Source organism: Microbulbifer halophilus (assembly GCF_026183675.1).
Lineage (GTDB): Bacteria > Pseudomonadota > Gammaproteobacteria > Pseudomonadales > Cellvibrionaceae > Microbulbifer > Microbulbifer halophilus.
This window is the reverse complement of record NZ_JAPIVK010000001.1, coordinates 219,046-242,815: the sequence shown is the minus strand read 5'-3', so window position 1 is coordinate 242,815 and position 23,770 is coordinate 219,046. Positions and strand designations below refer to the sequence as shown.

Annotated in this window: 23 protein-coding genes; 11 read left to right on the top strand and 12 right to left on the bottom strand. The window is 62.2% G+C overall.

Annotated features, from left to right (window positions below; all coding sequences use genetic code 11):
* Both OQE62_RS01020 and OQE62_RS01015 read left to right on the top strand, forming a co-directional pair.
* A partial coding sequence (locus tag OQE62_RS01020; protein ID WP_265720118.1) for a hypothetical protein occupies positions 1–260 on the top strand: 260 nt, incomplete at its 5' end.
* Positions 261–299: 39 nt separating this feature from the next.
* The gene (locus tag OQE62_RS01015) at positions 300–809 is read left to right on the top strand and encodes a hypothetical protein (RefSeq protein ID WP_265720117.1); all 510 of its coding nucleotides are present in this window, start codon (positions 300–302) and stop codon (positions 807–809) included.
* 182 nt (positions 810–991) lie between these two features.
* Here OQE62_RS01015 and OQE62_RS01010 read toward each other — a convergent pair whose 3' ends face one another.
* Complete coding sequence (locus OQE62_RS01010; RefSeq protein WP_265720116.1) at positions 992–2,302, bottom strand: hypothetical protein; 1,311 nt, start codon at positions 2,300–2,302, stop codon at positions 992–994.
* A gap of 669 nt (positions 2,303–2,971) precedes the next feature.
* Here OQE62_RS01010 and OQE62_RS01005 point away from each other — a divergent pair.
* Together OQE62_RS01005 and OQE62_RS01000 are read left to right on the top strand one after the other, a co-directional pair.
* Positions 2,972–4,039 (top strand): branched-chain amino acid aminotransferase, encoded by a 1,068-nt coding sequence (locus tag OQE62_RS01005; protein WP_265720115.1) that lies wholly within the window; start codon positions 2,972–2,974, stop codon positions 4,037–4,039.
* Positions 4,040–4,364: 325 nt separating this feature from the next.
* Positions 4,365–4,958 carry a Yip1 family protein gene (locus OQE62_RS01000; protein WP_265720114.1) on the top strand — a complete coding sequence of 198 codons (594 nt, stop codon included), beginning with the start codon at positions 4,365–4,367 and terminating at the stop codon, positions 4,956–4,958.
* A gap of 120 nt (positions 4,959–5,078) precedes the next feature.
* Here OQE62_RS01000 and OQE62_RS00995 read toward each other — a convergent pair whose 3' ends face one another.
* A complete protein-coding gene (locus tag OQE62_RS00995; RefSeq protein WP_265720113.1) occupies positions 5,079–5,558 on the bottom strand; it encodes a hypothetical protein in 480 nt (159 codons plus the stop codon).
* 243 nt (positions 5,559–5,801) lie between these two features.
* Here OQE62_RS00995 and OQE62_RS00990 point away from each other — a divergent pair, with 243 nt between their 5' ends.
* Together OQE62_RS00990 and OQE62_RS00985 are read left to right on the top strand one after the other, a co-directional pair.
* The gene (locus OQE62_RS00990) at positions 5,802–7,118 is read left to right on the top strand and encodes a parallel beta-helix domain-containing protein (RefSeq protein ID WP_265720112.1); all 1,317 of its coding nucleotides are present in this window, start codon (positions 5,802–5,804) and stop codon (positions 7,116–7,118) included.
* Complete coding sequence (locus tag OQE62_RS00985) at positions 7,111–8,256, top strand: SO2930 family diheme c-type cytochrome (RefSeq protein WP_265720111.1); 1,146 nt, start codon at positions 7,111–7,113, stop codon at positions 8,254–8,256. The genes OQE62_RS00990 and OQE62_RS00985 overlap by 8 nt, the downstream gene beginning before the upstream one ends.
* 94 nt (positions 8,257–8,350) lie before the next feature.
* Here the strand turns inward: OQE62_RS00985 and OQE62_RS00980 are convergent, their stop codons facing one another.
* The 10 genes from OQE62_RS00980 to rsxA all read right to left on the bottom strand — a co-directional run bounded on the left by OQE62_RS00980 (position 8,351) and on the right by rsxA (position 18,276).
* The gene (locus OQE62_RS00980; RefSeq protein WP_265720110.1) at positions 8,351–10,636 is read right to left on the bottom strand and encodes an MltF family protein; all 2,286 of its coding nucleotides are present in this window, start codon (positions 10,634–10,636) and stop codon (positions 8,351–8,353) included.
* Positions 10,637–10,872: 236 nt separating this feature from the next.
* Positions 10,873–11,580, bottom strand: coding sequence for a TetR/AcrR family transcriptional regulator (locus OQE62_RS00975; protein ID WP_265720109.1), 708 nt, complete (start codon positions 11,578–11,580; stop codon positions 10,873–10,875).
* A 197-nt stretch (positions 11,581–11,777) separates the two neighbouring features.
* A complete protein-coding gene (locus OQE62_RS00970; RefSeq protein ID WP_265720108.1) occupies positions 11,778–12,491 on the bottom strand; it encodes an electron transport complex subunit E in 714 nt (237 codons plus the stop codon).
* Entirely contained in the window at positions 12,491–13,204 is a 714-nt protein-coding gene (gene rsxG, locus OQE62_RS00965; RefSeq protein WP_265720107.1) for an electron transport complex subunit RsxG, read from the bottom strand. Before rsxG ends, OQE62_RS00970 begins: the two co-directional genes overlap by 1 nt.
* On the bottom strand, positions 13,204–14,262 hold the full coding sequence (gene rsxD, locus OQE62_RS00960; RefSeq protein WP_265720106.1) for an electron transport complex subunit RsxD: 1,059 nt from the start codon (positions 14,260–14,262) through the stop codon (positions 13,204–13,206). The genes rsxG and rsxD overlap by 1 nt, the downstream gene beginning before the upstream one ends.
* 88 nt (positions 14,263–14,350) lie before the next feature.
* Positions 14,351–16,420: an electron transport complex subunit RsxC gene (rsxC, locus tag OQE62_RS00955; protein ID WP_377535898.1), complete on the bottom strand. Its 2,070-nt coding sequence runs from the start codon at positions 16,418–16,420 to the stop codon at positions 14,351–14,353.
* A 59-nt stretch (positions 16,421–16,479) separates the two neighbouring features.
* Positions 16,480–17,088, bottom strand: a complete 609-nt coding sequence (rsxB, locus tag OQE62_RS00950) for an electron transport complex subunit RsxB (protein ID WP_265720105.1) — start codon at positions 17,086–17,088, stop codon at positions 16,480–16,482.
* 25 nt (positions 17,089–17,113) lie between these two features.
* Positions 17,114–17,407, bottom strand: coding sequence for a type II toxin-antitoxin system RelE/ParE family toxin (locus OQE62_RS00945; RefSeq protein WP_265720121.1), 294 nt, complete (start codon positions 17,405–17,407; stop codon positions 17,114–17,116).
* A gap of 12 nt (positions 17,408–17,419) precedes the next feature.
* Positions 17,420–17,638, bottom strand: coding sequence for an addiction module protein (locus tag OQE62_RS00940; RefSeq protein ID WP_265720104.1), 219 nt, complete (start codon positions 17,636–17,638; stop codon positions 17,420–17,422).
* Positions 17,639–17,700: 62 nt separating this feature from the next.
* Positions 17,701–18,276 carry an electron transport complex subunit RsxA gene (gene rsxA / locus OQE62_RS00935; protein WP_250459456.1) on the bottom strand — a complete coding sequence of 192 codons (576 nt, stop codon included), beginning with the start codon at positions 18,274–18,276 and terminating at the stop codon, positions 17,701–17,703.
* Positions 18,277–18,590: 314 nt separating this feature from the next.
* Between rsxA and OQE62_RS00930 the strand changes: the two genes are divergently transcribed.
* From OQE62_RS00930 to cas3, 5 genes are all read left to right on the top strand, one after another.
* Entirely contained in the window at positions 18,591–19,217 is a 627-nt protein-coding gene (locus OQE62_RS00930; RefSeq protein WP_265720103.1) for a zinc ribbon domain-containing protein, read from the top strand.
* Between the two features lie 44 nt (positions 19,218–19,261).
* On the top strand, positions 19,262–19,909 hold the full coding sequence (locus tag OQE62_RS00925) for a methyltransferase family protein (RefSeq protein ID WP_265720102.1): 648 nt from the start codon (positions 19,262–19,264) through the stop codon (positions 19,907–19,909).
* Between the two features lie 455 nt (positions 19,910–20,364).
* Positions 20,365–21,201 carry a WYL domain-containing protein gene (locus OQE62_RS00920; RefSeq protein WP_265720101.1) on the top strand — a complete coding sequence of 279 codons (837 nt, stop codon included), beginning with the start codon at positions 20,365–20,367 and terminating at the stop codon, positions 21,199–21,201.
* 142 nt (positions 21,202–21,343) lie between these two features.
* The gene (locus OQE62_RS00915; protein ID WP_265720100.1) at positions 21,344–21,523 is read left to right on the top strand and encodes a hypothetical protein; all 180 of its coding nucleotides are present in this window, start codon (positions 21,344–21,346) and stop codon (positions 21,521–21,523) included.
* Between the two features lie 4 nt (positions 21,524–21,527).
* Positions 21,528–23,765 carry a CRISPR-associated helicase Cas3' gene (gene cas3 / locus OQE62_RS00910; RefSeq protein WP_265720099.1) on the top strand — a complete coding sequence of 746 codons (2,238 nt, stop codon included), beginning with the start codon at positions 21,528–21,530 and terminating at the stop codon, positions 23,763–23,765.
* The last annotated feature ends 5 nt before the right edge of the window (positions 23,766–23,770 follow it).

The window sequence follows — 23,770 nt, the reverse complement described above, 5'->3', positions numbered from 1 at the left end:
CGCCCGCCGCCGGTGGTTGGCCGCCGGCCTGGGCATTGCTGGCCGACGCGGCGCTGTCGGAGGCGGAAGCGTTACTGGACGCGGCGCTGCTGCTGGATGAGGCGGAACTGCTGGGACTGGAAGAGCTGGAGGAACTGCTGGACGATGCCGTCTGCTGCTCCTCGGAGAAATCCACTTCGTCCGGCGGCTCCCCCTCGCTGTCGGTAGACGGATCCGGCGGCATGCGGCGCTCTTCCGCAGGGCGGTCGGACTCGCTGTAGACCGGCGTCGAGCGTTCGCCGCGCGAGGTGGGGTCGGGCTTGCTGTCGCCGGCCGAGCGGCTGCGCGGCGAGGAGGATTGTTCGCCGCTGCGGGACGCGCTGCTGTCGCTGCTGCTGGGTTGGCCGCCGCTGGTGCTGGATGTGTTTGCACTCGGCTGTTTGCCGCTGTCGATGGTGGGCATGCCCTGGCTTGGCTGGCTGCTGGTGCTGCCGGGCATTCCCTGGCTGGACTGGCTCGACGAGCTGCTGGACGGCATGTTGTTGGCTGTCTGTGACTGGCTCTGGCTACTGCTCGACGAACTGCTGGAGCTGCTCGACTGCGATTGCGATTGTGATTGTGACGAGGAGCTGGAGGAGGATTGTGACTGCGACGGCTGTGCCGGCGGCTGCTGTTGCGTCTGCTGGCTCTTGCAGCCGGCGACCACGGCACCGAGCACGATCACCGATGCGAGCGTCCGCCATCTGGCATTGCTGCGAAAATCCTCGAATACCGCTTTCCGTAGTGACATTTTATCTCTCCTGAAACGCCCGGGGCGCTGTCGGACATGAGCGATTTTTGCGACGCAGGCCGGGCATTGCCCGGCCTGGATCCTGTTACTGACTCAAGTTTCGGGAGCCGGTGCAGGCTCTTCCAACGCCGAAACACGAGTCGCTGGTTGTCTGGTTTTGGACAGCACCCGCTACCCCGGGTTTTGCCGCTGCCACCGGTCGGGCGCGATAATCCCGCTGTCTCAATCAAAGACGAAGCGTTGCACGATACCCGTGGTCTCCACCGGTTCGCCGTCCTCGAAGCGCGGCCGGAATTTGGCGCGCTTCAATGCATTGCGTACCCGCGAGCGCATGTTGACACTGCCTTTCGGCCTGGCGTGCAGTATCTCGATATTGCGCGCTTTGCCGAACGCCGTCACATCGTAGGTCACGGTCACGTAGGATTCCTCCTGTGCGCTCGTGTCCTCGTCCAGCATCGGCAGGGCCGGCAGTGCCGCGGGGCGGCCGAAAATATCCTCGATTTCCCGGTTGGTGGCGCCATTATCCCACAGTGCCCGATAGGCCTCACCGTAGGTTTCCCGGGCAGAGTGCCATTTGTTGAACATCATGTACCAGTCGCCCAATTCTACCTTGGCCTTGGCGGAGGCCGCCGGCGGCGACTGCGGGTTTTCCTGGTATACATCGACCATCCGCGCAATGGCCTTTTTGCCGGTGCTGAAACTGTTCATGCGGTAGTGATCCAGTTTGGAGCGGCGCGGCGCATCCATGTTGCCGCCGCCGAAACTGGTATTGACCACTACCGCCTGCTGCGGCTCGCCATCGTAGGTGGCCAGGTAGTAGTTGGTGGCCTTGAGGCCGCGCAGCGCGTCCACCAGGCGCAGGTCGTTGGCGCCGAAGTTCTGGGTGATGATATCCACCGCCAGCTCGTAGAGATTGGTGGCGCTGATCAGGTGCTCGAACAGGGTAGCGCCTTTTTCTTCCACATAGGACTGCAGGTGCCAGCGGCTCAGGTCGTTGATCACCGGCAGCATGCGCGGATCCTTCTCGCCGTAGTTGCGCGCGTGCAGCCAGTAGAGGTATTTCTGGTTGTCGTTGGCGTCTTCCCACTGGTTGAGCGCTATCTGGCTCTCGATCATACGCTCGATCATGGGGGTCTGGCTCAGGGAGTAGAGTCCCTCGTTGACCCGGGTGATCAACATGGCGCGGCGGAATTCGCTGATGGCTTCCTTGTGGGCACCGACATCCTGCAGCGCCGTGGCCAGGCCCAGGAGCTGCTCATCGATGCCGGCACCGTAGGCGCCATTTCTCGCTTCCAGCTCCTGGATACGCTCGCGATACTGTTCGACGACTTCGCTCGGTTGCAGTTGGCGCCGGGTTTGGGGTTCGGCAGTTTTCAGTGGTTTTGAGGCGGCCTCGATAAAGGCGGGCGGCGGGGCGCTGGTATCCGTGTTCACGGAGGCGCCATCTTCCGCGCGGGTGTTGCCACACAGCAGAGCTGTGGCTGTAAACATCAAGCCGATAGCAAGAGTGCTGCTGAAATCTGTCTGTGTCACGATTGAACCACTTCTGTTCCATGTTGTGCTTCACCCGGTTTTGCGCTGCGGCGCAAAACTGCGGGCACGAACTCCGCCCGGGCTCGCCGGCCCCGCGGACTTTCTCTCCCTGAAGTGTGGTTCTCTCTTTCTCTGTTCCCTGACAGTGCCCGGAGTGATTTTTTGTTCCGGTGTGCGGTGGTGGCCACCTGTAATCACGCGCCCGACCCACTGCGGGGCCTTCGCGGCTGCGTACCTGTGAGTATAGCCATCCTGGGGCGCCGGCCCTCGAAGGTGGCGGTCAATGCTCCCGCCTTATACTGGAATCGTGAATACCTACCCTAGCACTGATCCGGTTTAGGCGTGTTGCCATCGTTGGACCCCGGTAACGGTTGACCGTTAGGGGATATTAGGAAATGGGCGTCACAATTTTTGTGCGGTGGTTAAAAGAACTGGCACGGGTGTGTGAATTTCGGGCGATGCTGTATCGGACGCCGCGGGCTCCGTCAGCCCGCGGCAGTTCAATCGTGGGAGTCGGGCGCCGTCGGGCCCGGCTTCGAGATTTCTGTCCTATGAGATGGCTGATTTTGCATTATCAATTGCGTAGATAAGGATTGTGGTGGGCGGTGTATTTGGATTGCCCGCCGCTAAGCGCCATAATCAGCGGATTGGAATGACAGGAGAGTGTCGGTGAGCATTTACATTGACCCCGCGGTGGCGAGCAGTCTGCGCGGATTCGAGATGCCCGAGAAACTGGGCTTTGGCAAGGTGATGGCGCCGGTGATGTTCCGGGCCGTGTGCCAGGACGGCTGCTGGAGCCGCGGCGAGCTGCTTCCCTATGCGCCGCTGGCGCTGGACCCGGCGGCAAAGGTGCTGCACTACGCGCAGTCCTGCTTCGAGGGCATGAAGGCCTACCGGGTGCAGGGCGGTGGCGTGGGCCTGTTCCGCCCGGAGCGCAATGCGGCGCGCATGGTGCACTCGGCGGAGCGGCTGTGCATGCCGCCGGTGCCGGAGTCGCTGTTCATGGACGGCGTGCGCACGGTGAGTGCCTACTGTGCCAACCTGGTGCCTGCCAACAGTGGCGAGTCCCTCTACTTGCGCCCCTTCCTGATGGGGACCCAGCCGGATCTCTCGGTATCCACCAGCAGCACCTGTGAGTTCTATGTGATCGCCAGCCCGTCCGAGGCCTATCACCCCGGCAATATGCGCCTGTGGGTGGAGCGCGAGAACGCCCGCGCGGCGCTGGGCGGCACCGGTGACAGCAAGGTGGGTGGCAACTACGCCGCATCGCTGCTGAGCGTCGCGCGGTTGAAAGAGCGTGGCTACGACCAGTCGCTGTGGCTGAACCCGGGCAACCGGCGCACCGTGGACGAGCTGTCGGGAATGAATTTCTTCGCGGTGCTCGACGGCGAGCTGCACACGCCAGCGTTGAACGGCTCCATCCTCGAGGGCGTCACCCGGGATTCACTGATCGAGCTGGCCCGGGATCTCGGCTACCGGGTTCGCGAGCGGGAGATCGATATCGACGAACTGCTGGGCCAGGTGGAATCCGGGCGCTGCGAAGAGGCTTTCGCCTGTGGCACCGCGGCAATCATCAGCCCGATCAGTGTCTTCGGCGACGGCGAGCGAGAGTACCGGCCCGCGAAGGCTCCGGGACCGGTGGCGGAGCGCCTGCGCGCGGCGCTGCTGGATATCCAGGAGGGGCGCGCGGAGGACCGGTTTGGCTGGATGCAGGCGGTTGAAGCGGTTGGGGAATAGTGGCCGGTGTCGAGGGGGATTCCCGCAGACGCCGTCCACCAACCACTCGACACCACCCACTACAACTCCATCGGGTCGATCGGTAGCAGTGCCCCGCCCCCTATGTTTCCTGCAGAAACGCAGATGTAATCTTCCCCGCCAATGTGCCTGCAGTCGTTGACTTCGACGACTGCAGTGCTACAAATGGGCGGGCAACAATAATAAATGCTGGAACGCTGGGAACGGCCTCTGGGCGGTATTCCTCACTTTGACAAGCAGTATCCAGATCAATTTGAGCAGACAGGTCTCTCTCGGGGTTCCTCGCGGTACGAGTGAGGAGAACGGGATGTTGAGCCATATGTTCGGGCTACTGGTGCAGCCGCGCAGGGAGTGGCAGCACATCGGCGAGCTGCCGGAGAAGGCGCTGCGCCGGCAGATTCCCTATGTCGTCGTGCTGGCGTTACTGCCGGCGCTGGCTTGGTATTTCGGTACCACCCAGGTGGGCTGGAGTATCGGCGGTGAGCAGCGGCGGATCACCAGCGAAAGCGCCCTGTCCCTGGTGGGGGTGTTCTATTGCACCATGGTGCTGGCGGTGATCGCCGTCGGTTATTTCATTCACTGGATGGCGAAAACCTACGGCGCCCGCAGCTACCCGATGAAAGGCATGGTGATCGCCGGCTTTACCGCCACCCCCATCTTCATTGCCGGTGTCGCCGGTCTCTACCCGCTGCTGTGGCTGGATATCCTGCTGGCGATGCTGGCAGTGGCCTATGCGGTCTACCTGCTCTACACCGGTATCCCGATTGTGATGGGGGTGTCCGAGGAGCGGGGTTTCCTGTTCGCCAGCGCCATTGTCACCGTATCCATGGTGGTGGCGGTGATGGTGATGGTGGGGACGGTGCTCTTCTGGAGCTTTGTCGCCGCGCCGGTATTCCACTGAATCGCTGTGTAGGGTGCGCCGCGCGCACCGCCCGGTAGGGCCCCGGAGCGGGCTCCTGCCGTGTGCCGCTGGCCGATCGGTGCGCACGGCGCGCCCTGCCGAGAGTCCCGAGTCCCGCCATTACGGCGTATACCGATACTCCAGCCGGTAACCCTTGGCGAGCACCAGTTGCTGTGCGTCGCCACTGCCGCGCTCCAGTTCGATTTTCGCCAGTGACCGCACTACCTGCTTCGGCTCGCTGTCGATGCAATGCACTTCCATCGCGTCGATATTCGCATCGACGCTGACTACCGCGTGTTCCACTATCTGCAACGTCAGTTGATCGTCGTTGGCGCGAATCTGGTAGCCGGGGCCACTGGGCAGGGTCAGGCTGTATTTGAGCGCGCCCCAGGGGCCGTCGCAGCGGATGGCTTTGTATTCCCGCGGTGGCTGTTCGCCGGGGATGGCGCCGGATTCGAAAGCCTCGAAAGTGTCATCGAGCTCCTGTTTCGCGGCGTAGCGGTAACCGCCCGCGGAGACGATTTCGAGTTCCAGCATCTCCGCCGTCGCACCGCCGCAGAGGCAGAGCGGGAGAATCGGGATCAGGTGGCGGGCTTTCATGGTTTCAGTCTGTCGGCAACCGGGTAATGCGGATACGGCTCCCGACACTACAGGGCCGCGTCCGGCCGGGCAAGCGCCGGCGCGAGCCTCTTGCCGGCTTCGGGACGATTGGATAATATCGGTCACTCTGCATGGCAGGCAGTTTCTTCGCGTTCTAATTGGTACAAACGTACACATTTGTGACCGGGCGACTTCAGGCGCGAGCTGCCGCTACACGTATAACTCGAATAAAAGGAACAACCCATGAAGACCTCTGCCTATATCGGCGTGGCGCTCGCGGCTGTACTGGCCACTGCCTGCTCCCGGGACTCGGGCGACAACGGGGCCCCGCAAGACGCGGCCGAGGCCTCCGCCTCCGTCGATTTCCAGCAAGACCTGCTCGAGCAATTGATCTCCGCTAAACCCGGCGATGTGATCGAACTGCCGGCGGGCGAGTTCAGTCTCAATCGCAGCCTGTCGCTGAACGTGGACGGTGTGACCCTCCGCGGCGCCGGCATGGACAAGACGGTCCTGTCGTTCAAGGACCAGATCCAGGGCGCGGAAGGCCTGCTGGTCAACGCCAGCGATTTCACTATCGAGGACCTGGCGATCGAGGACACCATCGGCGACGCGCTGAAAGTGAACGAGGGCGAGAATATCGTCATCCGCAATATCCGCGTCGAATGGACCAATGGCCCGGCCACCGAGAACGGCGCCTACGGCATTTACCCGGTACAGACAACCAACACGCTGGTGGAAGGCACTGTGGCCATCGGCGCATCCGATGCCGGTATCTACGTGGGCCAGTCGCGCAATGTGATCGTTCGCAACAATCGCGCCGAGTACAACGTGGCCGGTATCGAGATCGAGAACACCATCGGCGCCGACGTTTACGACAATGTCGCCACCAACAACACCGGCGGCATCCTGGTGTTCAACATGCCCAACCTGCCGCAGCCGGGCCACAGCACCCGTGTCTACAACAACAAGGTTTTCGAGAACAACACCGACAACTTCGGCCACGAGGGCACGCCGGTGGCGGCCGTGCCGGCCGGCTCCGGTGTGGTGATCAACTCCAACGATAATGTGGAGATCTTTGACAACGAGATCGCCGACAACGACACCGCCAATGTGATTGTCAGCAGCTACTACATGGCCGGCTACTCCACCGACAAGTCCACCCAGGAGAGTTTCGACCCCTACCCGGAAGGTATCTACATCTACGACAACCGGTTCAGCGGCGGTGGCAACTCCCCGGATCATATCGAACTGAAAGCGCTGAAAGTGGCCAAGTTCGGCCTCAGCGGCAGCCTGCCCGACGTGCTCTGGGATGGCGTGGTCAATCCGGAAAAAATGGTCGACGGCAAAGTGCCGGCGGAACTGAAGCTGTGTATCGACAACAGTGATGCCGGCATCCTCAACGTGGATTTCTCCAACGACTTCGAGAACATCTCCACCGATATCGCCCCGCACCAGTGCAGCCTGGAAAAGCTGCCGCAGATCGTACTGGATTTCGATCGGCAGGAGTCCGAAGGGCAGGGCCAAAGTGACGTAGCAACACTCGAGGCCTCCGATGCGTAACATCGCCTGGGGTGCGGTACTGGCCCCGGTCATCCTGGCACTGGGGCTCGCCGGGTGCGAGGCCCCCCGCGAGCAGGTCACCATCTTCGAGCGCGACGCCGTGCCGGAAAAACTCAGTGCCTGGCACCTGGTGGAATCGATCGACGGCGAGCTGTCGCCGAACGCCGGTGTTACCCCCTACGACCTGAACACCGCGCTGTTCACCGACTATGCGCACAAGCTGCGCACCGTGTGGATGCCGGCCGGTTCTTCGGCCCGCTACGGCGAGGAGAATTTCGACTACCCGGTGGGTACGGTGCTGACCAAGACCTTCTACTACCCGAAAGGTGACAAGGGCGCTGTACTGCGCAGCGACGATTACGGCAGCGACTATGCCCCGGGCAAGGCCGGTCGGGCGCTGAACCTGGAGACCGTACGGCTGGTGGAAACCCGCCTGCTGGTAAAACGCGGGGACGGCTGGCAGGCGCTGCCCTACGTCTGGAACGAGCAGCAGACCGAGGCCACGCTGAAGATCGCCGGCGATGCCAGCCGCATGCAACTGGTGAGTGAGAACGGTGAAGCTGCGCCTTTCACCTATGTAGTGCCGGATTCCAACCAGTGTGCCGGCTGCCATGCGGACAATCATACCGAGAAATCGCTGCAGCCACTGGGCCCGCGTGCTCGCCACCTGAACAAGGAATACCGCTACGCGGACGGCGCGCAGAACCAGTTGCTGCACTGGCAGCAGATCGGCTACCTGTCGGAGCTGCCGGAGTTTTCACAGATTCCGAGCAATGTGGATTACGCGGATACCAGCCTGTCGCTGGGCGATCGTGCCCGCTCCTACCTGGATATCAACTGCGGCCACTGCCACAACCCGGCCGGCGCCGCGGATACATCCGGCCTGATGCTGACCCATGGCGAACGGGACATGCGCCGTCTCGGTGTCTGTAAACCGCCGGTGGCGGCGGGTACCGGCAGCGGCAACCGCCGCTTTGCAATCGTGCCCGGTGCGCCGGATCAGTCGATCCTGAATTTCCGTGTAGAGTCTACCGATCCCGGCGCCATGATGCCGGAGCTGGGGCGCAGCTTGGTGCACGAAGAGGGCACGGCGCTGTTGAGCGAATGGGTGGCTTCCCTGTCGGGCAGTTGTTCCTGAATCGGGTGCTTCGTCCAGCCGTAGGTCGGAGTGAGCTCCGCGAAGTCCAACAACCGGGACCGAGGAATCCACCGGGCCCCTCTGCTACCACTGTTCACCACCCATTCGCCACCAAGCCTCGACCGCACTCGGGCCAGCCGGCTGCCAGCCAGGTTGGTATGGCGTTGCAGGTCGGGTTGGTGGAGGTTTGCTTGCGCTGGTAGGCCTCCAGCAGGGCGGTGTAGGTGCGGAAGCGGGCTTCAATCTTGCGTACGTAATTGTAGGGCTCGCGTCCGCGGGCGTAGCCGTAGCGGGCGTTTTTGTAGTATCGGCGTTCGGAGAGCAACAGCATTGCCTTTTCGACATTGTCGAACCAGACCCTGCGGTCCCAGCCCTTTTCCTCGGCGAGGTCCTGGGCGTCGTAGACATGGCCCAGCCCGGCGTTGTAGGCGGCGAGGGTGAACCAGACCTTGTTCTCCGGGCTGATGCCTTTGTCATCAAATTTTTGGTGTAGCCACTCCAGGTATTTTACCCCCGCGCGTACGCTGTTCTCCGGATCGAACAGGTCGTCCACTCCCACCTGTTCGCCGGTGTCGGGCATCACCTGCATCAGCCCGCGCGCGCCCACCCAGGACTTGGCCTCGGGATCAAAGGTGCTCTCCTGAAACATCTGTGCGACCACCAGACGCCAGTCGAGATCGTACTGCTCGGCATACTTTTTCACGATATCGTCGAATGGGGAGATCTCGCCTTTTTCACTCAGTTTGCGGATCTCGTCGCGGGTGCGGCCGGGTGCGGCGAAGTATTTGTGAAACAGGGTATTGCGCAGTTCTGTGATTGCCGTTTCGGTGAAAAACTCGTTGACGGCTTTCAACAATTCGGGGTTGCTTTTGCGTACCGACCAGGCGTAGACGTTGTCTTCCCTGTGCAGGTCGAGCAGGTTGGTGACGTCGTCGCGCCACTGGTGCTCTAGTCGCACTGTCAGGTCGTCGGCGATGGTGAGGTCGTAGCGTCCGTCCGCAACATGGTCGAGAATCTGCGGGATGGTCAATTCCTCGGGCACCAGTTCCATTTTCAGGCCGGGGACCTTGTCCCTGATTTCCATCAGCACGTCATACTGGCTGCTGGACCTGAGCACGTGGAGGGTGCGCCCCTCCAGGCCTTTCAGGCTGTCCATTTTTTCGTCGCTGCGACCGACGACGCTGACTCTCTCCCGCATATACTCCGGGCCGAAGGCCATGCCGGCTTCTTCGCGCCGCCGGGTTTTTGACAGCAGACTGGCGGTGAGGTCGGCCTTTCCGTCGCGCAGGTAGGTGAACAGCCCCTCATGTTTGGGTGTAACTATGATCTCCAGCCTCACATCGAGGCGCTCGGCGAATTTCTTCAGCAGCTCGTATTCATAGCCCAGTACCCGCCCCTTCCACATGTAGTAGGTACCGGGGTGGTTGCGGGTCACGGCGCGCAGTACGCCGCGCTCCCGGATGGCATCCAGGTCGCCGACGAAACGGTCGGTGGATCGGGTCAGCTTGATCTGGCGGACCGCCTCGTTTACGGCCGCGGCCAGTTTCGGGGAGTTCTTGCGGAAGCCCCAGGCCAGTTGATCCTCTTCCGGGAAAACGATGTTCTCTTTCAGGTTGTCGCGGAACTGCTCCACCAGGTCGAAGATCTGGTCGTCGATGATGGTGAAATCGTACTTGCCGAGGGAAACATCCACGGCCAGTTCCACATAATTTCTATCCAGTACCTGCAGTTCGAGGCCGGGATGCGCTTTCGCGAACCGGCGCGCCCGGGTTTCGAACGTCGTGCCTTCGGTCACTGCCAGTGTCTTGCCGTCGAGGCTGTCCCCTTTTTTGACGTCGGGAGTCTCCTCATTTGAAAGCAGTAATTCGTGAATGGCGGCGGTGGGGATGGAGTAGTCGACCAGCTTGCGGCGCTCTTTGGTGATGACCAGGTTGTTGGCGATGATATCGCCCTTGCCCTGTCGCAGCAGCGGGATCAGTTGCTCGAAATTGTCGGTATACAGTATCACCGGCTCCAGCTCCATGTACCTGGCCATGCGCCTGGCGAGTTCTATTTCAATATCCTGCAGGGTGGCGGAACGGTGCAGGGAGTCGGTATTGGCGATATCCACCAGGATACGCAGCTTGCCGCGCTTCTGGATGGCGTCCAGATCGCCGGTTTCCGTGTAGTTTTTATAGGCGTCGATGGGATATTCGCCGGTGGTTTCGCCCGGCCATTCGGCTTCGCGGCGCAGATTCTTTTTGCCGGTGGCCCTCAATTGTTGCTCTTTTGTGTCGCCCGTATCGATCTGTTCGGGGTCACTGTCGCGTCCGCAGCTCCAGAGGCTGCACAGGAATACCGAAAGCGTCAGTGTGAGGAAATAACTTTTGGCGGAATGCATGGGGAACCCGGACTGCTGGTGTTCATTCACCAAGTCTAGTGGGTTGTGCGTAAAGTTGCGTAACAAAGGAGCACAGCCCAAACGCCCAGATCAAGGTGAGAAAGCGCTGGAATAGTGGTTCTATTTCGAGCTTTCTCAACGCAGAGCCGGGCGTTTTGGCGCAGCGAACTGTTACAGAACTTTGCGCACGGTCCACTGGCCCGGATAAAGCGGTTTTCTGTGGCCGGGAGGCGGTATCAGGTTTGTGGAGCTGCTTCGGGGATGGTGGCTGTGGCCGGAATCAGCCCCTTGATCATCATGGTCACGGTGCGCTCCAGCAGTGGCGAATCGATACTGACGGCGCCGCTCAGTATCTGGTATTCCAGATTGAGAATGGTGCCGTGGACTATCTGCACCGCCGCCTGGGGATCGGCCAGGCCCAGCAGCTCGAAAAACTCCTGGATCAGCGCCTCGGTGGCCTGGTTGGCCGCGCGGATGGCGGCGGTGAGCTGGGTGCTGCGCAGTGCCTCGTTGCGAAAGGCCAGCTCGATCAGGCGGAAATCCCGGTTGCCCGCCTGGGCGCGCACGTGGCTGAGGATGAAACGCGTGAGCTGCTGGATCAGCAGCTTGCGCCCGGCACCGGAGGCGCGCTCTTCAGGGGAGAGATTGCGGGCAGCGGCGAAGCTGTCTTCCTGTAACTGGCGGGTGTGTTCCAGCCCCTGTTCCACGAAATGGGTGAAGGCGTCGCTGATCAGGTCGTCCAGGTCCTTGAAGTAGTAGGTGGTGGCGGCCAGCGGTACAGAGGCTTCGCGCGCGACGGCGCGGTGGCGGATACCGCGGATCCCCTCTTTGACAATCAGCCGCAGTGTGGCCTCGAGAATGGCCCTGCGGCGCTGGCGACTGTCCGCACGCTGGGCGCGGCGACCGTGATAGACCAGTTCAGACTTCCCGCTGTCCATAGTCATAGCGCAGTTCCCTGTTTTTTATTATCGGGTGATCGATCCAACTCCTGATCGGGCGTCTCATTCTAGCGCAAAAGTGTGAAATGACTAGCGCAATACGGATGATTTGGACGCCACATGCATTACATCGGCTTACAGGGAAGCCGCACCATGTCAGGGCCTTGTCGGCCTTCTCCGCCCCTGGAGAGAGGTTGCCCGGGTCAGCCGATTTTGCCGGTGACCCGCACCCTCTTGGACCCGGGCACTATCTTCACCCGCTGGCTGCGTCGGCGCTCGATGCCGGCGTCGATGGCATTCTTGGCCGCGATCAACAGGCCCGCCACCAGGAAGGCGCCCGGCGGCAGCACCGCCACCAGGAAGCCGGGGTAGTCCGCCCCCAGCACCGGGATGGCCCAGTCTTTCGCCACCGGCCCCAGCAACAGGTCCATATCCGCAAACAGGGTGCCGCGGCCGAGAAGCTCCCGTATCGCGCCGATCGCGATCAGCACCCCGGTAAAGCCGAGCCCCATCATGACCCCGTCCACCAGCGACGGCAGCACCGGGTTCTTGCTGGCGAAGGCATCGGCGCGGCCGAGGATGGCGCAGTTGGTCACGATCAGGGGGATGAAGATCCCCAGCACCAGGAACAGCTCATAGGTGAAGGCCTTCATCAGCAACTCGGCGCAGGTGACGAAGGTGGCGATGATCATCACCGAGGCCGGCAGGCGCACCGTCTCCGGCATCTGCCGGCGCACGATGGAAACCGCCAGGTTGGAGCAGGTGAGTACGCCGATGGTGGCCAGCCCCAGGCCGATGGCGTTGACCACCGAGCCGGTCACCGCCAGCAGCGGGCACAGGCCCAGCAGCTGCACCAGCGCCGGGTTGTTGTTCCAGAGGCCGTTGCGGCCGATTTCGCCGAAGCCGGGAGTCGCCATCAGTTTTTCTCCGGAGTTTCGTCGGTGGTCTCGGGCGGTTGCTGTGTATCTTCCCGTGGCTGTTCAATTTCCACCGCGCGTCTGGACACGGGCGCGCTGAACAGCTGCTCCCGGTGCGCGGCGACGAACTCGAGCACATCGCGCACCTGGTGGACTACCGCACGCGGGGTAATGGTGGCGCCGGTGAACTGGTCAAAGGCACCGCCATCTTTCCGCACCTTCCACCTGTCTTTCGCCGGATCCTGGAGGGACTTGCCGTTGAAGCCCAGGATCCAGTTGCTCTTGGTCACATCCACCTTGTCGCCCAGGCCGGGCGTCTCGCTGTGGGCGGTGACGCGCACGCCGGCCACGGTGCCGTCGCGGTTTACACCCACCAGTAGCTTGATCGGGCCCGAGTAACCGTCCGGCGCCACCGTCGGTACGATCACCGCGGTGATGCGGCCGTCCTCCTCCCGCGCCAGGTTGATATCGCCCCCCCGATCCAGCCCCAGCCGCGCCCAGTAGGATTCGGGAATCGGATAGGTATCCACCAGCAGGTCGTTGCTGTGGCGATCCAGCGGAATGATCTCCAGCAGCGCCTTGGCCGACGCCGCGCGGACGGCGCGCTCGATGGGCTCGCGGGTGGTGATCTGGGTGACCGCCAGGGTGCCGGCGGTGACCAGTGCGAAGAGGGTCAGGATTGCCGCGTTGGAGGTGATCGATTGCTTCAGCATCACTGCTCCTCCACGTCGGTGGCCTTGCGCGGCGCCTTGTGGCCGTAGGTGCGCGGCAGCGTGTAGTTGTCGATGGTGGGGGCGGCGAAGTTCATCAGCAGCACCGCGAAGGCCACCGCGTCCGGGTAGGTGCCCCAGGCGCGGATCACGTAGGTAAACAGCCCCACACCGGCGCCGAAGATCAGCCGCCCCCGGTTGCTGGTGGCGCCGCTGATCGGGTCGGTGATGATAAAGAAGGCCCCGAGCATGGTGGCGCCGGAGAAGAGGTGCAACAGCGGCGAGCCCTCGCTCAGGGAGCTGCCGCTGTCGTAGAACAGCAGCGACAGCAGGGCCAGTGTGGCCAGCATCGCCACCGGCGCGTGCCAGGTGATGATGCGGCGGAACAGCAGGAAGAGGCCGCCGATCAGGAAGCCGAAGCTGGCCATCTCCCAGCCGTAGCCGGCGATGGTGCCTTTGTTGAAAATCGGCTCCATCTGGTAGAGCTGCTCCAGCAGCACCGACTGGTTCAATCGCACCACCTCCAGCGGGGTGGCGCGGGTAAAACCGTCGACGTTGTAGTTGCCGATCCCGAAGACCAGGCTCAGCGTTTCGCTGATACCGGGCGCACCGTAGATCAGGTCCGCCGGCCCCACCCAGCGGGTCATGGCCACCGGGAAGCTGATCAGCAGCACCACATAGCCGACCATTGCCGGGTTGAACGGGTTGTAGCCCATGCCCCCGTACAGGTGTTTGGCCAGGATTATGGCGACGAAAGTCCCCACTACCGGAATCCACCAGGCGCAGTAGGGTGGAATGGAGATGCCCAGCAGCAGTGCGGTAACGAAAGCGCTGTAGTCCTTCAGGTAGAAGCCGACCGGGCGGTTGCGCAGCTTCATCACCGCCGCTTCGCACACGATGGCGGTGACGGTACAGAGTGCGATATTGATCAGCACACCGATGCCGAAATAGAGCACCAGCGCCAGCACACCGGGAACAGTGGCCGCGGCCACCTGCAGCATGACCCTGGCGGTGCTGTCGCCGGAGCGGGCGTGGGGGGAGGAGGCGCGCATCAGTGCCATTGGGCTACCCCGCGACCAGTACGAGCCTGCCCCTCAGGAAATAGGGCGGTGATTTCCCGAGCCCGGCGCAATTGCATCAGTTCCGATCTCACGATTGATCCCGCTCCTGTCGCTTGTCATCCAGCTTCTTCTGCATTTTCTCCAGCGCCTTGGCGAAGGCATCCTCGTTGCTGTCGTTTTCCACGCGCGCCTTCTCCAGCCGTTTTTCCGCCTTGGCCACGCGCGCTTCTAACGCCTCGATATCCGCGGCCAGCTTGTCCGCATCGCTCATCTGCGCGCGGGCCGCGGCGGCGGCCTTGGCTTTTTCGATGGCGCTGTCGGCCTGGCGCTTTTCGCCCGCGGTATCGTCTTTTTTCTCCGCGGGTTTCTCCGGCGCGGGTTGCGCTTTGGCCTGTTCCTCGGCCTGGGCGAGCTTCTGCTGCGCTTCCTCCCGCTTCAGCTCGGCGGACTTCAATTGTGCCGATAGCTGATCGCGCTGGCTCTCGTCCGCCTCGGCGAGTTTCTTGCGCATGCGCTCGACACGGTTTTCGGCACTGGTCAGGGAGCGCTTCGCCCGGGCCAGTTGCTGTTCCGGCGAGGCCTGCTTGGCCTTGACCCGCGCCAGGGCCGCGGCCACCACATCGGATTCCTGCTTCGCTTCCCCGCCCCCGGCCGAATCGGCCTGTTGTTCGCGTTGCTGGCGCGCTTTTTCCGCGGCCTCGCGGCGCGCCTTGCGCTTGGCTTCCTTCTCTTTTTCCGCTTTTTCCTGGCGCAGTTTGCGGAACTCGAAACGCTCGCGGGCGCGGTCGGACTTTTCCTTTTCCTGTTCGGCGATACGGATATCGCCCTTGGCGGCGCGGTAGTACTGCACCAGCGGAATGGTGCTGGGGCAGACATAGGAACAGGCGCCGCACTCGATGCAGTCGAACAGGTTGTAGGCCTGCATTTTTTCGCGGTCATCGGCGCGGGCATACCAGTAGAGCTGCTGCGGCAGCAGCGAGGCCGGGCAGACTTCGGCGCAGAAGCCGCAGCGGATACAGGCCTGGGCCGGCGGCGCCGGTGGCAGTTCCTTTCGGGTGGGCACCAGGAGACAGTTGGTGGCCTTCACTACCGGGGTGCGCTCGTCGTCGATGGTGTAACCCATCATCGGGCCGCCGATAATTACCTTCTGCATCAGGCCCCGGTGGGCGCCGTGGTGTTTGAGGATATGTTTTATCGGTGTGCCGACAGGCACCTCGATATTGCGGCTGCGCTCCAGCGCCTCGCCCACCACGGTGGTCACGCGGCTGATCAGCGGCTCGCCATAGCGCACTGCGCGGTAGGCGGCGCGGGCGGTGCCGACATTCTGGCAGATGACGCCGATATTGGCCGGCAACCCCCGGTTGGGCACTTCGCGGCCGGTGAGTATCTGGATCAGTTGTTTCTCGCCGCCGGAGGGGTACTTGGTGGGGAATACCACCACATCGAAGCGGGTATCCTTCACCGCCTCGCGCATTGCCTCGATGGCTTCGGGCTTGTTGTCCTCGATGCCGATCAGCACCCGCTCGGGTTCGTCGAGAATATAGGAGAGAATTTCCACCCCGGCGACAATTTCCTGCGCGTGTTCGCGCATCAGCATATCGTCGGCGGTGATATAGGGCTCGCACTCGGTGCCGTTGATGATCAGGGTATCGATCTCGGTGCCGCCGTGCGGATCGAGTTTCACCGCGGTGGGGAAACCGGCACCGCCGAGCCCGGCGACGCCGCAGTCGCGGATCTTGTCCAGCAGCTCCACCGGCTCCTGCTCGCGGAAATTCTCGCAGGGTTCCAGCGGGCACCAGTGCTCCTCGCCATCGGTGCGGATGGTGATGCAGTCCGCCGGCAGCCCGGACGGGTGGGGTACCGGCGCCGGCTCTATCGCCATCACCTTGCCGGAACTGGGGGCGTGTACCGGGCAACTGATCAACCCGTCCGCCTCGGCGATCTTCTGCCCCTTCATCACATATTCGCCCAGCTTCACCTGCGGCAGGGCGGTGCTGCCGGTATGCTGCAGCAGGGGCACCACCAGGTCTTCCGCCAGGGGAATGGTGCCGATGGGCTCGCCGGTGGACTGGCGTTTGTTCTCCGGCGGGTGGATGCCGCCGGGAAAATCGTTCGGGGTGAGTTCGCGCGCCTTGTCCCGCGCCCGCTCGCTGGCAATCAGCTGCGCCTCGCGGGCGGCGCGGCGTTCACTGGTTGTCTGCTGTTCCTTCTCGGGGCTCAAGCTGCGTCCCTCTTTTTACTGCTGTGGGGCCGGTCGCTGGCGATCAGCTCGATGCCTTCCGCCGGCTTCTCCGGGTGCCAGTCCTGTAGCGGGGTCTCCAGCGGTACCATATCGATACAGTCCACCGGGCAGGGCTCCACGCACAGATCGCAGCCGGTGCACTCGTCCACGATCACCGTGTGCATATATTTGGCCGCACCGGCGATGGCGTCCACCGGGCAGGCCTGGATGCACTTGGTGCAGCCGATGCACTCCGCCTCGCGGATAAACGCCACCTTCTTTACGTCCTCGACGCCGTGCTCCGCGTCCAGCGGCACCGGCTCCATATCCAGCAGGTTGGCCAGCTCGTTGATGGTGGCCTGGCCGCCGGGCGGGCACTTGTTGATCTTGTCGCCGTGGACGATGGCCTCGGCGTAGGGGCGGCAGCCCGGGTAGCCGCACTGGCCGCACTGGGTCTGCGGCAGCAGTTCGTCCACCTGCTCGACCAGCGGGTCGCCCTCCACGCGAAAGCGCACCGCGGCAAAGCCCAGCAGCGCGCCGAAGGCCAGCGCCATACCGCCGAGGACCAGCAGGGGAGTGGAGATTTCAGAGAGCCATTGCCACATCAAATCAGATCACAGGGTATTAGGGTCATTTATTTCGTTGGCGCCAGTAGTCGGGCTTCCGATGCAGATGCATCACTGCAATGATCAGGATTTCGTCGTCCCGGGCCTGGTAGATCAGCGCATAGGGGAACCGCCTGGTCCGGCAGCGCCTGGTGTCGTCGCTGAATGGATGCCAAGCATCCGGGTAGTCACAAATTCGATCCAGGGTTTTCAGGACTTCCAGCAGAAACTGGTCGCCCACGCCCGGCACCTCGCTGTTGTAATAATCGACAGCTTCGTCCAGTTCCCTCTGGGCGGGCTTCAGGAAGCGGATATCCATCACTTGCCGGGCTTATTTCCTGTACTTTGCGAGCACCTCAGACAGTGGTACTGCCTCCACGCTGCCCTTCCGATAGCCTTTCAGCCGGTCGTCCACCTCTTTGCGCCATTCCATATCCAGCTGTTTGTCCGACTGGTCGAGGCTGTCCAGCAGCTTGTCTACCACCTCTGCCTTTTCCCGAGCGGGTAGCGACAAGACCTCGTCTACGAGGCGTCGATTATGGGCATTCATGCGCTTGCCTCCTTCGGGCTGAGTGTCTGCATTCATTATATTCAGGGCTTCGGCGCGAGGCATCAAACTAAACCACCAAAGCCCATAAAGGCCAGCGACATCAGCCCGGCCGTGATCATCCCGATGGCGGCGCCGCGGAACGGCGTGGGCACGTCCGCGGCGAACAGCCGCTCGCGCATGGAGGAAAACAGGATCAGCACCAGCGAGAAGCCCAGCGCTGCGCCGAAGCCATAGAGAGTGGACTGCACGAAAGTGTGCGCCTTCATGGTGTTCTGCAGTGCCACGCCCAGCACCGCGCAGTTGGTGGTGATCAGCGGCAGGAAGACTCCCAGCACCTTGTACATCAGCGGGCTGGTCTTCTCGATGAACATGCGCGCGAACTGCACCACCACCGCAATCACCATGATAAAGGAGATGGTGCGCAGGTACTCGATGCCGAAGGGCTCCAGCAGGTAGGTGTTCACCAGGTAGGAGCAGATGGACGCCAGCGTCAGCACGAAAGTGGTGGCCCCGGCCATGCCCACCGCCGTCTCCAGCTTGTTGGAGACCCCCATGAACGGACACAGGCCGAGAAACTGCACCAACACGAAGTTGTTGACCAGGATGGTACTGAGCAGGATGACGGCAAAATCGGTCATGGTTCTCCGGGGAGGTAGGGTTCTATCGGCAAAGCCTAGCACCGGCACGGTTGCCCCCTCTCCCGCCGGGAGAGGGTTGGGGAGAGGGCGAATGGCGTCGGGCGCCGCGCAGGGCGGCCATTATCCGCGAGTCGCCGGAGCCGTTCAACACGGGCGGTGCCCGGTGTCCGGCGCCGGTCCGGTTGACGCCCCCGGGGCCTTGCCGTAAAAAAGAGCGTAGCGGGCCATGACCACAATAATGTCATGGATATAGCCTGCGCCGCCGCCTGGCGGCCCGCGAAGTATGGAAAAACACAACAATAGGGATTGTAACGATGATCATCTTCGGCACCCGCGGTATCACCACAACGCCGCAGCGCGGCGACTTTCACTGCCCCACCTGCAGCGATACACAAAACTACGCATTGAAACGTGTACGGCGTTTTTTCACCCTCTATTTCATACCGCTGATCCCGCTCAACAAACTGGGCGAGTATGTCGAGTGCCGCTCCTGCAAGGACACCTACAAACCGCGCGTGCTCGATTACGATCCGGCAGAGAATGCGCGCGCACTGGAGGCGGAGTACCACCGCGCGGTCAAGAGAGTCATGATCCATACACTACTGGCGGACGGCGTGGTAGACGATGACGAAGTCCGCACCGCCGCGGATACCTACCAGAAGGTGGCGGGCCGGGCGATCGACGAAGCCGAACTGCGCCGGGAAATCCAGGTGGTACAGGCCGCCGGCGAAGACCTGGGCGCAACCCTGCGCGGGTTGCAGGGCAGCCTCAACGACGAGGGCAAGGAACTGGCCCTCAGGGCAGCGCTGCTCGTGGCCATGGCCGACGGCGAATTCCAGTCGGAGGAGCAGGCGCTGGTAGCGGATATCGGCGCCAACCTGGGCATGACCAAAGCGCATATTCAGGGCGTGATCAGCAGTCTCGAGAGCTCGGTCACCTGAGCGGGGCCAGCGCGCGGCGCCGGGCCGCCCGCCGGCATCTGCTGGTGGCAGTACCGGCGGTACCGCTCAACCTGATACTGGTATCGCTGCCGCTGCTCGCCACCGGCGGGTGGCAGCGGTTGTTGCCGGATCCGCGGCTGTGGCTGTTCGCCCTGGCGATCGCTGCCTTCACCTTTCTGGAGGGCGCCGCCAGCCGCGAGACCGGGCCCGAACGCCCGCCATCGGCGCGGGCCGCGGCGCTGCCCTATCTGGCCGGCCCGGCGCTGCTGGGCGTCTTCTGGCTGTCGTTGTACGGCGCCGCAATCACTAGCCCCTTCCTCGCCGCAGCGGGCGCGGTCGCGCTGGCTGCAGGTATCGCGCTGCGCCTCGCCGCCATCCACACGCTCCGGCGCCATTTCACCAGCCATGTCACCCTGGCCCTCGATCACCGCCTGGTCACCGGCGGCCTCTACGCGCAGCTGCGCCACCCCTCCGAACTGGGATTGCTGCTGGTTGCCCTCGGCGCGGCGCTGCTGATGGGCAGTGCGCCGGGACTGCTGTTTGCGGCGGCGGTATTGCTGCCGCTGTCGCTGTACCGGATTCGCCTAGAGGACAGAATGCTGGTGGCGGCCTTTGGCGAGCGGTTCCGGCGCTATAAAGGCAGCACGCCGGCGCTGTTGCCGCATTGGAGGCCTGGGGCGGAGGACCATTAAGAGGCCCCTAATTGTATTAACAGTTGCCCAGACTCCCTGAACAACGGACGCGTCCAGTATTCACTTCATACCATCGTTATTCCGGACGTCATATCGTCGTCGTTCCGGATGTCATATCGTCGTCATTCCGGACTTGATCCGGAATCCAGGCCGCCGGGCCACCTCCACTGGATCCCGGCTCGTTTTGTCACGCCACACTTGATCCGGTACCGGGATGAAAGCCCCGGAAGGCAGGCTTTGTGCAAAACAACTTCGAGGCCACTAATAAATCGGCCGTCTGGAGCGTCGGCTCCACTGGAGCGGGAAAGGGCTGCCGATATTCTGATCGGCGGCTTTCCACTCCACGGAAGCCCCGGTTGACCCTCACAAGCCAGTGACGTAAAAAAGCGCTACAAACGTCACAAATAACCATAAAAGCAGTTCACACAGTTCTGTGCGCTGCGTCGGTATCACCCATGGATGAGAACCAGCAGCGCCGCTTCTGGCTGATCGAGCTTGTCGCCCACTGGGAAGGGCGGCTCACCACCACGCACCTGCGGGAGTTCTTCGGCATCAGCCGGCAGCACGCCAGCAACGAAATCGGCCGCTACCGCGAAGCGCACCCGCAAAACCTGCTCGACTACCGGCACAGCGACCGGGCCTATCTGCCATCCCCGGACTTCCGGCGCCACTACATCAGTGCCGACGTGGCCGAATACCTCAACTGGATGGCCGGCCTCAGCGCCCGCTCCATCCCCACCCATCCCAGCTGCTCACTCCCCAACCACGTACTCAGACACCCCGCCAGAAACGTCACCCCGCAGCTCACACGCCCCATGGTGCGCGCCATCCGCGAACAGCGCCGGGTGGAAGTGGACTACGGCTCCGTAGCCAACCCGGACCGGGAAGGCCGCATAATCGCACCGCACACCTTCGTCAACACCGGCCTGCGCTGGCACCTGCGCGCCTGGTGCGAAAAGAACCAACAGTACCGCGACTTCGTACTCAGCCGCTTCCACGGCCAGCCGGACCTCCTGGACAAATCCCCCCGCGACGCCAACGGCGATACCGCCTGGAACACCGAAATCACCCTGATCCTGCAACCGGACATGCGCCTCTCCGAGGGACAGAAAGCCGTACTCGAACACGACTACGGCATGGAAGGCGGCCAACTCTGCCTCAAGACCCGCGCCGCCCTGGCCAGCTACCTGCTCAAGGAAATGCAGGTGAATACCAAGATGCTGGACGGGCGGCCGGAGGCGCAGCAGCTGGTGCTTGTCAACTACGACGACGTTCGGGAGTGGTTGTTTTAGTGGGTTCCGGCCAGGGCGACCGGGGAAGTGTCGTATGGGTTTACCTGTGGATCTGTGCAGTGTTGGTTCACCGGGAAGGCGCCTATAGGGTGGTGCCATCCGGCAGTAAGCCGGGAAGCCCATCCAACCGGCGGAGAAAAATATGGACAGACGAAACCTGTTGCGGGCTTTGTTCGGCGCTGGTGCTGCCACCCTCGCTGAGGGTGCCTCCCTGCTGGATCGAGTCCAGCGATTGCAGGTGAGGATTCAGGCATTGCTGGAGGAGCGGAGGGAGTCGGTGGATATACGGGTGTGGCTTGTTGGTGAAATTGAGGGAAGTTAATCGTATGTCGAAAGCACAGCGGAATGATTTTTACGCGCACTCCACAGACCGCGTCGATAAGGTCGACTGGCAGTCGCTTTCTGGTCATCTTTCGGCTGTAGGAAAGCTGGCGGCGGAGAAAGCGTCGTATTTCGGTGGGGAGAGCCTGGCGCAAGTGGAAGGGTTGCTGCACGACCTGGGTAAGTATACCGAGGAGTTCCAGCAGCGCCTGGAAGGCTCCCCGGTACGGGTGGATCACGCCACTCACGGCGCGGTGATGGCCGTAGAGCGGTATGGCCCAATTGGGCAATTGCTTGCTTTCGCCATAGCCGGTCATCACGCCGGTCTCGCCAATGGCAGGGACAACGGTGAGCGAACCAGCCTCAAAGATCGATTGAGAAAGGAACTGCCACAACTCCTTTCGCACTGGCAAGACGAAATTGAACTGCCTGAGCAGAACTCCTTAACGTTGCCGAAAGAGCTAACAGCACACAACGAGCGGGGCATCTTTCAACTGTCTTTTCTTGGCCGCATGCTCTTTTCCTGTCTGGTAGACGCGGATTACCTGGATACAGAAGCCTTCTATCTGCGCAAGGATAAAGGGATTGAGGGCCGCAACCAGCAGTTCCCTTCATTGGCTGCGTTGCGCGAACAGCTGGACGTCTACCTCAGTCGTTTTAACGCGGATTCAGAGGTGAATCGAGTTCGCGCGAGAATCCTTCGGTATGTGCGGGAAGGCGCTGCGCTGGAGCCCGGACTATTTTCTCTCAACGTGCCTACTGGTGGCGGAAAAACGCTGGCATCCCTGGCATTTGCACTGGACCACGCTATTGCCCATGGCTTGCGCCGGGTCATTTTTGTAATTCCCTTTACCAGTATTGTCGAGCAGAACGCGGCGGTATTCCGTGAAGCATTGGGAGAACTGGGGGAGAAGGCGGTTCTGGAGCACCACAGTGCATTTATCGACGATGACAAAAGTACTGAAAAACGGGAGGCCAGGGATAAGTTGCGACTGGCGATGGAGAACTGGGAGGCACCGATCATCGTGACGACATCAGTACAGCTTTTCGAGAGCCTGTACGCCAACCGAGGCTCGCGTTGCCGCAAACTACACAATATAGCCGGCAGTGTCGTTATTCTTGATGAGGCGCAGACATTACCGCTCAAGCTGCTGATGCCATGTGTCACCGCCATGGACGAGCTGTCCTTGAATTACCGAACAAGTCTGGTTCTCTGCACAGCCACCCAACCGGCGCTGAAGAAGGGCGAAGGGTTCGTGAATGGGTTGGAGAATGTGCGAGAACTGGCCCCGGCGCCGGAAGAACTGCAGCGGGATCTGGAGCGTGTCCAGGTGCATTACCGAGGGCCGCTTGAGGACGAAGAACTGGTGGCTGAGCTGGCCGCTAGCGAACAGGTACTGTGTATCGTCAACAGCCGCCGCCATGCCCGCAGCCTCTACCAATCGATCTCCCATCTACCGGGCGCGTGCCACCTCACCACACTGATGTGTGCCAGGCATCGCAGTGCAGCGTTGAAGGAAATTCGTCAGCGGCTGGAAGATAGGGAGCCGTGCCGGCTGATTGCTACGTCCTTGATTGAGGCCGGTGTCGATGTCGATTTCCCCACAGTCTACCGGGCGGAGGCCGGCCTGGATTCCATCGCCCAGGCCGCCGGACGCTGCAACCGTGAGGGCAGGCGACCTCTGGAACAGAGCAAAGTGTACGTGTTTGCCGTTGCCAGCGACTGGCCCACACCGCCGGATGTGGAGCAGTTCGCTGGCGCCGCCAGGTCGGTTTTCCGCCGTTATGAAAAGCCGCTGTCCCTCGATGCCATTCGAGACTATTTTCGCGAACTCTACTGGGTCAAGGGCAAGGAGCAGTTGGGAGCGGACATGCTGAAGATGGTCGAAGATGGAAGGATCGAGGGAATCCCCTACGAAAAGCTGGCCGGCGAATTTCGTATGATCGATAGCCCCATGCTGCCAGTAATAATCCCCTACGATGACGAAGCCCGGGATGTTCTGCGCCAGTTCCAGTGGGTAGAGTCCTGTGGCGGCCTGGCGCGCCGGCTGCAGCCCTATTTGGTGCAGCTGCCGGAGCAGGCCCTTCGTGCGCTACAACGAACAGGAGCCGTGCAACCGGTACGGTTTGAGCAATTTGGGGAGCAGTTTATGGAATTGGTCAATGGGGATCTGTATCACGAGGAATATGGGTTAGACTGGGATTCCCCCTCATTCATCAGTGCAGAAAAGTCAGTTATGTAATCGGG

Coding starts and splice junctions, on each gene's coding strand:
- OQE62_RS01000 (WP_265720114.1), top strand. CDS start 4,365: ATGTTGAGCCATATGTTCGGGCTACTGGTGCAGCCGCGCAGGGAGTGG.
- OQE62_RS00995 (WP_265720113.1), bottom strand. CDS start 5,558: ATGAAAGCCCGCCACCTGATCCCGATTCTCCCGCTCTGCCTCTGCGGC.
- OQE62_RS00990 (WP_265720112.1), top strand. CDS start 5,802: ATGAAGACCTCTGCCTATATCGGCGTGGCGCTCGCGGCTGTACTGGCC.
- OQE62_RS00985 (WP_265720111.1), top strand. CDS start 7,111: ATGCGTAACATCGCCTGGGGTGCGGTACTGGCCCCGGTCATCCTGGCA.
- OQE62_RS00980 (WP_265720110.1), bottom strand. CDS start 10,636: ATGCATTCCGCCAAAAGTTATTTCCTCACACTGACGCTTTCGGTATTC.
- OQE62_RS00975 (WP_265720109.1), bottom strand. CDS start 11,580: ATGACTATGGACAGCGGGAAGTCTGAACTGGTCTATCACGGTCGCCGC.
- OQE62_RS00970 (WP_265720108.1), bottom strand. CDS start 12,491: ATGGCGACTCCCGGCTTCGGCGAAATCGGCCGCAACGGCCTCTGGAAC.
- rsxG (WP_265720107.1), bottom strand. CDS start 13,204: ATGCTGAAGCAATCGATCACCTCCAACGCGGCAATCCTGACCCTCTTC.
- rsxD (WP_265720106.1), bottom strand. CDS start 14,262: ATGGCACTGATGCGCGCCTCCTCCCCCCACGCCCGCTCCGGCGACAGC.
- rsxB (WP_265720105.1), bottom strand. CDS start 17,088: ATGTGGCAATGGCTCTCTGAAATCTCCACTCCCCTGCTGGTCCTCGGC.
- OQE62_RS00945 (WP_265720121.1), bottom strand. CDS start 17,407: ATGGATATCCGCTTCCTGAAGCCCGCCCAGAGGGAACTGGACGAAGCT.
- OQE62_RS00940 (WP_265720104.1), bottom strand. CDS start 17,638: ATGAATGCCCATAATCGACGCCTCGTAGACGAGGTCTTGTCGCTACCC.
- rsxA (WP_250459456.1), bottom strand. CDS start 18,276: ATGACCGATTTTGCCGTCATCCTGCTCAGTACCATCCTGGTCAACAAC.
- OQE62_RS00930 (WP_265720103.1), top strand. CDS start 18,591: ATGATCATCTTCGGCACCCGCGGTATCACCACAACGCCGCAGCGCGGC.
- OQE62_RS00920 (WP_265720101.1), top strand. CDS start 20,365: ATGGATGAGAACCAGCAGCGCCGCTTCTGGCTGATCGAGCTTGTCGCC.
- OQE62_RS00915 (WP_265720100.1), top strand. CDS start 21,344: ATGGACAGACGAAACCTGTTGCGGGCTTTGTTCGGCGCTGGTGCTGCC.
- cas3 (WP_265720099.1), top strand. CDS start 21,528: ATGTCGAAAGCACAGCGGAATGATTTTTACGCGCACTCCACAGACCGC.